The organism is Mycobacterium sp. THU-M104, from assembly GCF_049197365.1.
Classification (GTDB): Bacteria; Actinomycetota; Actinomycetes; order Mycobacteriales; family Mycobacteriaceae; genus Mycobacterium.
Window position 1 is genome coordinate 1 of record NZ_JBMIOP010000092.1, and the last position, 8,914, is coordinate 8,914.

Annotated in this window: 5 protein-coding genes and 4 pseudogenes; 6 read left to right on the forward strand and 3 right to left on the reverse strand. The window is 71.6% G+C overall.

Annotated features, from left to right (window positions below):
• A pseudogene (locus tag ACOJVU_RS08715) lies at positions 1-228 on the reverse strand (hypothetical protein); the annotation flags it as partial.
• Between the two features lie 232 nt (positions 229-460).
• On the opposite strand from ACOJVU_RS08715, the gene ACOJVU_RS08720 reads away from it, so the two are divergent.
• The 5 genes and pseudogenes from ACOJVU_RS08720 (at position 461) to ACOJVU_RS08740 (ending at position 5,140) form a co-directional block, all read left to right on the forward strand.
• Positions 461-2,089: a gluconolaconase gene (locus ACOJVU_RS08720; protein WP_421529413.1), complete on the forward strand. Its 1,629-nt coding sequence runs from the start codon at positions 461-463 to the stop codon at positions 2,087-2,089.
• A complete protein-coding gene (locus ACOJVU_RS08725) occupies positions 2,089-2,838 on the forward strand; it encodes a GntR family transcriptional regulator (protein ID WP_421529414.1) in 750 nt (249 codons plus the stop codon). The genes ACOJVU_RS08720 and ACOJVU_RS08725 overlap by 1 nt, the downstream gene beginning before the upstream one ends.
• 159 nt (positions 2,839-2,997) lie before the next feature.
• A pseudogene (locus ACOJVU_RS08730) lies at positions 2,998-3,955 on the forward strand (AMP-binding protein); the annotation flags it as partial.
• Between the two features lie 45 nt (positions 3,956-4,000).
• The gene (locus tag ACOJVU_RS08735; protein ID WP_421529417.1) at positions 4,001-4,450 is read left to right on the forward strand and encodes an AMP-binding enzyme; all 450 of its coding nucleotides are present in this window, start codon (positions 4,001-4,003) and stop codon (positions 4,448-4,450) included.
• Position 4,451: 1 nt separating this feature from the next.
• Positions 4,452-5,140 (forward strand): annotated as a pseudogene (locus ACOJVU_RS08740) (SDR family NAD(P)-dependent oxidoreductase).
• Positions 5,141-5,152: 12 nt separating this feature from the next.
• On the opposite strand, the gene ACOJVU_RS08745 reads toward ACOJVU_RS08740, so the two are convergent.
• Complete coding sequence (locus tag ACOJVU_RS08745; RefSeq protein ID WP_421529415.1) at positions 5,153-6,172, reverse strand: zinc-dependent alcohol dehydrogenase family protein; 1,020 nt, start codon at positions 6,170-6,172, stop codon at positions 5,153-5,155.
• A 314-nt stretch (positions 6,173-6,486) separates the two neighbouring features.
• On the opposite strand from ACOJVU_RS08745, the gene ACOJVU_RS08750 reads away from it, so the two are divergent.
• Positions 6,487-8,493, forward strand: coding sequence for an acyltransferase family protein (locus ACOJVU_RS08750; protein WP_421529416.1), 2,007 nt, complete (start codon positions 6,487-6,489; stop codon positions 8,491-8,493).
• Positions 8,494-8,500: 7 nt separating this feature from the next.
• On the opposite strand, the pseudogene ACOJVU_RS08755 reads toward ACOJVU_RS08750, so the two are convergent.
• Positions 8,501-8,833 (reverse strand): annotated as a pseudogene (locus ACOJVU_RS08755) (O-methyltransferase); the annotation flags it as partial.
• Between the last annotated feature and the right edge of the window lie 81 nt (positions 8,834-8,914).

Consider the following 8,914-nt stretch of genomic DNA (forward strand, 5'->3'; position numbering starts at 1 on the left):
CGCCCGCGCCACCCGGCCCGCCAGCGCGACGAAGATCTCGCCGCTGACCGAGCAGGACTGGTGCGCAAGCCAACCCACGACGGGCGCGACGAGTTCCTGCGAGCGGCTCACGGCGATGACCGTGGCCCCCGCGCGCGCGGTCAGCTCCGTGACGGCCGTGCCGATGCCGCCGCCGCCGGCTCCGGACACCACCACGACGCGACCGTCGAGCCCGAAAAGATCCGCCATGACCCGCTTTCCCCGGCCGCGGACGCGGTTGCCGCCCGCGACGCGATACGCCACCATTTTGTCCGGACAAAATAGCGTATTCTACCTTTTAGAGAATACTATTCCCATCGCGATGGCCCGCTGTCAAGGCCGGGATGCGGCCCGCCGAGAGCTATTGTCTGGACCAGTGTGAGTTGATAACGTCCAGCCGGACAGGCACTTGCGGGCCGAAGGGAAGGATCCCGCCCAGACCATGACCATCGCGGCGCAGCCATCGCGATATGCCGCCCTCGATGCCGGACCTCACCCCATCGACGTCGCGGAAGGCTGGCAACTCGAGCGGGTCACCGCCCCCAGCCGCGTGTTCGGCGCCAACGGCCTGCGCACCGGCCCGGACGGCCGCATCTTCATCGCGCAGGTGACCGGCAGCCAGATCAGCGCGCTGGAGCCCGGCACCGGCCACCTGTCGACTGTCAGCGCCAGGGGCGGCGACATCGTCGCGCCCGACGACGTCGCCTTCGACGCCGGCGGCAACCTCTACGCCACCGAGGTCATGGACGGCCGGGTGAGCATGCTCGACACTGCCGGGCGCACCCGGGTGCTGCGCGACGACATCCCGTCGGCCAACGGCATCACCGTCCATCGGGGCCGGTTGTTCGTCGGCGAATGCCGCGAGGGTGGGCGCCTGCTCGAACTCGACCCCGGCGGCGCCCCACCCCGCGTGCTGCTGGAGAACGTGCCCTCGCCGAACGCGATGGAGGTGGGCCCGGACGGGCTGCTGTACTTCCCGGTGATGGGCGCCAACGCGATCTGGCGGGTCGATCCCGAGGGCGGCGAACCACAGTGGGTCGCCGGCGATCTCGGTGTTCCCGACGCGGTGAAGTTCGACCCGCGGGGCCACATCGTCTCCACGCAGGTCGCCAGCGGGCAGGTGCTGCGCATCGATCCCCGCAGCGGCGAGCGGCGGGTGCTGGCCCAGCTGACGCCGGGTCTGGACAACTGCACGCTGCTCGGCGAGAACGTGCTGGTGTCCAACTTCACCGGCGAGATCACCGAGATAACGCCGAGCGGCGCGACGCGCACGGTGTTGCCCGGCGGGCTCAACTGGCCACTGGACCTGACCGTGGGGCACGACGGGCGGCTCTACGTCGCCGACGGCACCTTTTTCCATGCGGTGCTGCCCGACGGGTCCCTGCGGGCGGAGGGGATGCTGTTCAGCCCCGGCTATCCGGGATTCGTGCGCGGCGTCGTGGCGAGCGGTCCGGGCGAGTTCGTGGTGACGACCTCGGGCGGCCAGGTCAGCCGCTACCGGCCCACCGAGAGCGAAACCGAGCTGCTGGCCGACGGTTTCGACCAGCTCTACGGTGTCGCGCTCGGCCCCGGCACAGTGGTGTTCGCCGAGCTGGGCACCGGGCGGGTGCTGGCATGGGCACCGGGCTCGGGCCGCGTCGAGGTGCTGGCGGCCGGCCTGCGCGACCCGGCCGGCGTCGCCGTCGACCCGGACGGCGCGTGCCTGGTGGCCGAATCCGGCGCCGGACGCGTGGTCCGGGCCGACGGGTCCGGTATCGCCACCGTCGTCGCCGACCTGCTTCGCCCACAAGGGCTTTCGGTGCGCGACGGCGTGCTCTACATCGTCGACGCGGGGGCCAGGGAGGTGATCGCGTTCGACCTGGACACCGGGGTTCGCCGCACCATCGCCGCCGGGCTGCCGGTCGGCCCGCCCGCCGGGGTTGCGCCCAAACCGCTCAGGGGGATGCCGCCGTTCTCCGGACCGCAGGGCCCCTTCGCCGGCATCGCCGCCGCACCCGACGGCACGCTGTTCGTCTCGGCCGACGGCGACGGCAGCGTCCTGGCGCTGCGCCGGCCGCGGGACGGCCGCTGATGCCGCAGGCCATCCCGAACGACCACCGCTACCTGCAGATCGCGCGTACGCTGCGCAAGGAGATCGTCGACGGCGTGTACCCGGTCGGCTCCCAGCTGCCGACCGAACACCAGCTGTGTGAGCGGTTCGCGGTCAGCCGCTACACCGTGCGCGAGGCGATACGCCGGCTGCGTGAGGACAACCTGGTGGCGTCGCGGCCGCGGGCGGGCACCCGCGTCGTCCCCCGGCCGGCGTCGAGTTCCTATGCGCAGGACGCGATGTCGATCGACGACCTGCTGGCGTTCGCGTCCGGGGCTCAGCTGAGCATCGAGTCCAACGCCATGGTGACGATCGACGACGACCTCTCCTCCCGGACCGGGCTCGCGGCCGGCACGCAGTGGCTGTCGATGCGCGGCTTCCGGCGGGCCGAGGGGGCGTCGGTGCCCCTGTGCCGCACGGAGTACTACATCAGCCGCGACTTCGCCGCGGTCGGCCGGTTGCTGCAGCGCCACACCGGGCCGATCTTCCCGCTGATCGAGGACCTGTTCGGGGTGAGCGTCGCCGAGTTGCACCAGGAGATTGCCGCGGTGCTGCTCTCGCCCGAGCAGGCCGACGGCCTCGGGGTCGAGGCGGGCACGGCGGCGTTGCAGATGCGGCGCACCTACCGGACCTCCGAGGGGGACGTCGCCCAGGTGACGATCAACACCCACCTGTCCTCGAAGTTCCGCTACGCGATCACCATGCGCCGGGTGACCGGCCAGGCCGGCTGAGGTGCGGCGACGGTGATCACCCCCGCCCGCCGCGACCCGGCCCGCGCGGCCGAGGCCTACCGGCGCGGCCTGTGGGTGCACACCACACTCGCCGATGCGCTGCGCGCGGCCGCGCACACCTCGCCGGGGCGAACTGCCCTGGTGGACGACGGCGTACGGGTGGACTGCGGCACGCTGCAGGTACGGGCCACCGGGCTGGCGGCCGCTCTGCTGGAGCGCGCGCCGGTGGGCAGTGTGGTGTCGTTCATGCTGCCGAACTGGCACGAAGCCGCCGTCGTCTACCTGGGCGCGACGCTGGCCGGGATGGTGGTGAACCCGATCCTGCCGTCGCTGCGCGACCACGAGCTGCGCTTCATCCTCGAAGACGCGGGCGCCGCGCTGATCTTCGTCCCGCACCGGTTCGGCGGTCACGACTACGCGGAGATGCTCGACCGCGTGACCGCGGCGATGAGCGCACCGCCCGAGGTGGTGGTGCTGCGCGGCGAGGCCGGTGCGCACACGCCCTTCGCGGCGCTGTCCGGGCCGGGGCAGGCGCGGCTGCCCGCCCTGGACCCAGACGCCGCGCACCTGGTGCTCTACACCTCGGGCACCACCGGCCGTCCCAAAGGCTTACTGCACAGCCATAATTCGATCCACGCGCTGATCTGCCAGCTCCGCGACCACTGGAGCATCGACCCGGGCGGTTCGTTCCTGGTGCCGTCGCCGATCGCCCACATCGGCGGCTCGATCTACGCGTTCGAGTGCCCGCTGCTGCTGGGCACGACGGCAGCGCTTCACCCCGGCGACGCCGTCGGCGGCGGTGGCGCTGATGGACGCCGAGCGGTGCACCCACGTGGCCGGGGCCACGCCGTTTCTGCAGCAGCTGTTGTCGGCCGCCGAGCGCGCCGGCACGCGGCTGCCCGACCTGAAGGTGTTCGTGTGCGGCGGCGCCTCCGTGGCACCGTCGCTGATCCGGCGGGCCGCAGGCTATTTCGATCGGGCGGTGGTCACCCGGGTGTACGGGTGCACGGAAGTGCCCGTCGCGACCGTGGGCGCGCCCCGGCGCGACGACGCCGACCGCGCCGCGGCCACCGACGGCAGGCCCGGCATCGCCGAGGTCGAGCTCGCCGCCCACCCGGCCGCCCCGGCCGGGGAGGGGGAGATCTGCGTACGCGGCCCGCAGATGCTGCTCGGGTACCGCTGCGCCGAGGACGAGGTCGGCTGTTTCGACGACGCCGGGTTCTTCCGCACCGGTGACCTCGGGCGCTGGGTCGACGACCGGTACCTCGTCGTGACCGGGCGCGCCAAGGACGTCATCATCCGCAACGGCGAGAACATCTCGGCCAAGGAGGTCGAGGACCTGCTCGCCGACCACCCCGGGATCGCCGAGATCGCGGTCGTCGGGCTGCCCGACGAGCGCACCGGCGAGCGGGCGTGCGCGGTGATCGTGGCGGCGGGCGCCCGGCGCCCCGACGTCGCGAGCCTGCTGGCGCTGCTGCAGAGCAAGGGCGTGGCGCAATTCAAGGCGCCCGAACAGGTCGTCGTCTGGGACGCCCTGCCGAAGAACGACGCCGGAAAGATCCTCAAGCACCGGATTCGGGCCGCTTTGACGGAGGTCACACAGGATGGGTGAGATGCAGGTCGCGATCGTCACGGGCGCCAGCAGCGGCATCGGCTGGGGCTGCGCCACCAAACTCGCCGACATGGGGATGGCGGTCGTCGGCACCGGCCGCGACGAGACCCGGCTGGCCGCGCTGGCGCAGGCCGTCGGCGACCCCGACCGGGTCGCTACGTTCGCCGTCGACCTGACCCGCGACGAGGCGCCCCGGCGCATCGTCGACCTCGCCGTGTCCCGCTGGGGCCGCGTCGACTTCCTGATCAACAACGCCGGCTCGCGCGCGACGTGCTGCCCCACATGGCCCCCGGGTCGGCGATCATCAACGTCACGTCGACCTTCGCGGTGATCGGCGGGCTGCGCGGCGGCGCCTACTCGGCGGCCAAGGGCGGGCTGACCGCGCTGACCACCCACATCGCCTGCCAGTACGGGGCCTCCGGCATCCGCTGCAACGCCGTCGCGCCCGGCGTGACGCAGACGCCGATGGTCGAGAAACGCCTGCAGGACGAGCGTTTTCGCAAGATCAACGTGGAGATGACGCCGCACCAACGCCTGGGCAGCATCGACGACGTCGCCGGCGCCGTCGCATTCCTGTGCTCGCCGGCGGGCAACTTCATCAACGGGCAGACGATCGTCGTCGACGGCGGCTGGAGTTCCACCAAGTACCTGTCGGAGTTCGCGCTGACATCCCGGTGGATCCGGCGGTGAAGGACCGAGTCCTCACACGGTGAGCAGGACTTTGACCGCGCGCCGCGTGTCCATGGCCTGATACCCGGCAGCGGCGTCGGCAAGCGGCAGGCTCAGGTCGAAGACCTTGCCCGGGTCGATCTGGCCGTTCCAGATCAGCCTGATCAGCTCCGGCAGGAACCGGCGCACCGGCGCCAGGCCGCCGTGCAGGCGCACCATCGAGAAGAACAGCTCGTCGCCGGGCAGATTGACGTCGTGGGACAGCCCGACGAAGCCGACGTGACCGCCGGGCCGGGTCGCCGAGATTGCCTGCATCATCGACTGCTGGGTGCCGACCGCCTCGATGACGCTGTGGGCGCCGAGGCCACCGGTGAGGTCCTTGATCGCGGCGACGCCCTCGTCGCCGCGTTCCTCCACGACGTCGGTCGCGCCGAATTCGCGGGCCAGCGCCTGGCGATCGCGGTGGCGGCTCATCACGATGATCCGCTCGGCGCCGAGTTGTCTGGCGGCCATCACCCCGAGCAGCCCGACCGCTCCGTCACCGACGACGGTGACGACCTTGCCGGGGCCGGCGTCGGCGGCGACGGCGGCGAACCAGCCGGTCCCGAGCACGTCGGAGGCGGCCAGCAGGCTGGGGATCAGCGCGTCCGGCGGCATCCCGGGGGTGGCCACCAGGGTGCCGTCGGCCAGGGGGATGCGGGCGTACTGGGCCTGCGTGCCGATGTTGCCCATCAGCTCGCCCTGCACGCAGCGACTCTGGTAGCCGGCCGCGCAGATCTCGCAGGTGTTGTCGGACGAGACGAACGACCCGACCACGAACTGGCCCGGCTTGACGGTGCGCACCTCGCTGCCGACCTCTTCGACCACCCCGACGTACTCGTGGCCCATGGGCGCGTCGTGAACCTCGTCCTCGCCGCGGTAGGGCCACAGGTCGGAACCGCAGATACACGTCGCGGACAGCCGGATGATCGCGTCCGTCGGGTGGACGATCTTGGGGTCGTCGCGGTCTTCGACCCGCACGTCGCCCGGAGCATGCATCACCACACCACGCATTGACTGCCTCCCGTTGAGTGATCACTCGGTCCTGGTCTCGACCCTAGTCGCGAAGCAGGTCACCCGCCCGGCGCGGTGCGTGGCGCCGGCGGGCGCCCGCGCCGGAAAAGCATCCCGACTCCGCGCGTGTCATCTCCGGAATCACCGCGGCGCGAATCTAAGCTGTCTGCGATCACGAGGAGGGGCAGCGACGTATCGGCATCAACCATGGCGCCGGGCAGCAGGATGGTCGGGGCGCGCTAGCAGAAAGCACTGAGCCGGGCGGGACTTCCGCGCCGGCTCGCGACGCTGGGCGGCCCCGGTGGGTCGCCCCGGTGCGCCGGGTGGGCCGGCTCGCGGTCTGGGACCGGCCCGAGCGGCGCGGCGGGATTCCCGCCCTGGACGGTCTGCGCGCGGTCGCAGTCGCGCTGGTGCTCATCGGTCACGGCGGTGTCCCCGGCGTGGCCGGCGGGTTCATCGGCGTCGACGTCTTCTTCGTCCTGAGCGGGTTCCTGATCACGTCGCTGTTGCTGGACGAGCTCGGGCGCACGGGGCGAATCGACCTGACCGGCTTCTGGATCCGGCGTGCGCGACGGCTACTGCCCGCTTTGGTGTTGATGGTGCTCACGGTGGCCGCGGCCCGCGAGCTGCTGCCGTACCAGGCGCTGACCGGGCTGCGCAGCGACGCGATCGCCGCGTTCTGCTGGGTGGCGAACTGGCGGTTTGTGGCGCAGAAGACCGACTACTTCACCCAGGGCGCTCCGCCCTCGCCGCTGCAGCACACCTGGTCCCTGGGCGTGGAGGAGCAGTACTACTTCGTCTGGCCGCTGCTGCTCATCGCCGTGACGCTGCTGCTGGCCGCACGGGCCCGACGGCGCTCGACCCGGGCCACCGTGGGCGGGGTGCGGTTCGCCGCCTTCCTGCTGGCCACGGCCGGTGCGCTCGCCTCGGCGGCGGTCGCCGTCGTCTTCGTCTCCGACGGCACACGTGACCGGATCTATTTCGGCACCGACACCCGCGCGCAGGCGCTGCTCGTGGGCGCTTCGGCGGCGGCGCTGCTGGTGCGGGACTGGCAGTCGCTGAACCGCGGGTGGTGCCTGATCCGGAGCCGTTGGGGGCGTCGGGTCGCCCGGATGCTGCCGCTGCTGGGTCTGGCCGCACTGGCGGCCGCGGTCCACTTCGCCACCGGCGCCGCCGCGGAGTTTCGCCACGGCCTGCTGATCGGGGTCGCCCTCGCGGCCGTTCTGGTGGTCGCCCCGGTGGCGCTGGAGCAGCGCGGCGCCGTCGCCCGGGTGCTGGCGCTGCCTCCGCTGGTATGGCTGGGCACCATCTCCTATGGCGTCTACCTGTGGCACTGGCCGATCTTTCTGGCGCTCAACGGCGAACGCACCGGATGGGACGGGCCGCGGCTGTTCGCGGTCCGGTGCGCGGCCACCCTCGTGGTTGCGGCCGCGTCGTGGTGGCTGATCGAGCAACCGATCCGGCGGTGGCGCCCGGCGCGGGTGCCGCTGCTGCCGCTCGCCGCGGCGACGGTGGCCAGCGCGGCGGCCGTGACGTTGCTGGTCGTCCCCGTGGCCACCGGACCCGCGCTGCGCGAGGCCGGTCTGCCGCCCGGTGTCTCGGCGGTCGCGGCTGTCTCGCCGTCGCCGCCCGACGCGAGTCGGCCGGCGCCCAGGCCGCGAGATCTCCACCGCCCATTCACCGTTTCGGTGTTCGGCGATTCGATCGGGTGGACCTGGATGCACTTCCTGCCCCCGACACCGGGATTCGCCTTCCTCGACCACACCGTCATCGGCTGCAGCCTCGTGCGCGGCACGCCGTACCGCTACGTCGGCGAAACACTGCAGCAGCGGGCCGAATGCGACGGCTGGCCGATGCGCTGGTCTCGCCAGGTCAGCCAGGACCAGCCCGACGTGGCACTGCTGATCATCGGCCGCTGGGAGACGGTGGACCGCGTCAACGAGGGACAGTGGACCCACATCGGCGACCCGACGTTCGACTCCTACCTCAACGCCGAATTGCAACGGGCGCTGGACATCGCCGGCTCCACCGGCGCTCGCGTGGTTGTTGCCACCGTGCCCTACAGCCGGGGCGGGGAGAAGCCGGACGGTCGCCTGTATCCGGAGGATCAGCCCGACCGGGTCAACCAGTGGAACACCATGCTGCGCAAGGCGGTGAGCCGGCACCCCGGTGTGCAGATCCTCGATCTGAACGAGAAGCTCTGCCCGGACGGGGTTTACACCGCCAAGGTCGACGGGATCAAGGTGCGCAGCGACGGCGTCCACCTCACCCCCGAAGGGGTGCAATGGCTCACGCCGTGGCTCGAGAAGTCGTTGAAATAGCGACGAATCACCAGGTGCGGCAGCTCAGTTCCATGCTGTCGGTTTCCCGCACACCGAAATTGAAGCTGACGTAGCCGTTGGCGGGGTCGCGCACTCGGTCCCGCTAGGGCTGGGTGTCGGCGGCGCCGGTGTTGTCTGCGACGACCAGCGCACCCGTGGACAGGCGCGGTTCGAGTAGTTCGAGCACCGGCAGGTACAAGTTCTTCCACCCGTCGAGCAGGACGAAGTCCACGGGCCCGTCCAGGTCGGCCAGTGTGGCCATCGCATCCCCCTCGAGGATGGTGATCACGTCGTCCAGGCCGGTGTCGGCGAACGTCTCTCTCGCGGCGGCGATCGGCGTCACCGGGCTGTAGAACGCGCTCATCGCCTCGGTGCGCTCGAGGGTATGCCTGTTCGGCGCGGCGGGTGTTTGACGCGCAGC

What these genes read in the sequence shown, in the direction of transcription:
- ACOJVU_RS08725 (WP_421529414.1), top strand. Translation starts at nt 2,089, where the DNA reads ATGCCGCAGGCCATCCCGAACGACCACCGCTACCTGCAGATCGCGCGT.
- ACOJVU_RS08720 (WP_421529413.1), top strand. Translation starts at nt 461, where the DNA reads ATGACCATCGCGGCGCAGCCATCGCGATATGCCGCCCTCGATGCCGGA.
- ACOJVU_RS08745 (WP_421529415.1), bottom strand. Translation starts at nt 6,172, where the DNA reads ATGCGTGGTGTGGTGATGCATGCTCCGGGCGACGTGCGGGTCGAAGAC.
- ACOJVU_RS08735 (WP_421529417.1), top strand. Translation starts at nt 4,001, where the DNA reads ATGCTGCTCGGGTACCGCTGCGCCGAGGACGAGGTCGGCTGTTTCGAC.